The organism is Mesorhizobium sp. M4A.F.Ca.ET.050.02.1.1 (assembly GCF_003997725.1).
Classification (GTDB): Bacteria; Pseudomonadota; Alphaproteobacteria; order Rhizobiales; family Rhizobiaceae; genus Mesorhizobium.
The window spans coordinates 1-819 of record NZ_RZSG01001329.1 but is presented as its reverse complement, the minus strand read 5'-3'; the positions used below and the strand labels follow the sequence as shown (position 1 = coordinate 819).

Annotated in this window: 1 protein-coding gene; it reads right to left on the bottom strand. The window is 67.2% G+C overall.

Going from position 1 to position 819, the window contains the following annotated elements:
• The coding region (locus EOA33_RS37280) for a GAF domain-containing protein (protein ID WP_145989581.1) at positions 1-819 on the bottom strand (819 nt) is incomplete at both ends.

The window sequence follows — 819 nt, the reverse complement described above, 5'->3', positions numbered from 1 at the left end:
TGCGGTGCAGCGTGGCGCGCGAAATGCCGAGGCTCTGGGCCGCAGCGGAAACATTGCCGCCGGCGCGCGCCATCGCGCGCTGCACCACTCCGCGCTCGGCATCGTCCAGATCTTTTCCGGCCCTCACAGAGTCGCCGAGGATATCGGCCGCGAGCAGCCCCTTGGCCAAGGCTTCGCGAGTTATGCCGAGCGCGGAACGGGCCGAGCGCGTCGCGCCGATCACCAGATCGTCGGCATCGATGGCGATGAGCGCCCCGGCGTTGCGCTCGCCGATCGGGGCAAGCAGGATGCGGGCGTTGGAATAGACCATGCGGAAATTCTCGGCCTCGATGCGGCGGGCGGCGTCACCCACCGCAACAGCGATCAGCTGGACAAAGCCTTCCGTCAGATCCGACCGGCACGACGACACGTCGAGCGCCGCCGCCAGATTGCCTTCGTGGTCGTAGACCGGCGCCGTCGTGCAACTGAGCAAAGTGTTGCGCGAGAAAAAGTGCTGATCGCGATGGATGGTCAGCGCCCGCTGGTCGGCGATGCAGGTGCCGATCCCATTGGTGCCTTCACTGTCCTCGCTCCAGACCGTGCCGGTCCAAAGCCCCCATTCGTCGAATGTCTCGTCGTCGGCGACGGCGCCCCTGCGTTCGACGGGGATGCCGTCGCGGTCCGCCAGCATCACGCAGCAGCCAACGCCCCCTACGGCGAGATAGAGGCGATTGAGACTTGCCTCGGCGGCGCGGACCAATGGCTCCATGCGCTGCCGGGCCCCTCTCAACTCACCTTCGGTCAATCGCCTGGGGGCCTTGCGCTCGGCTGGATCGAGAC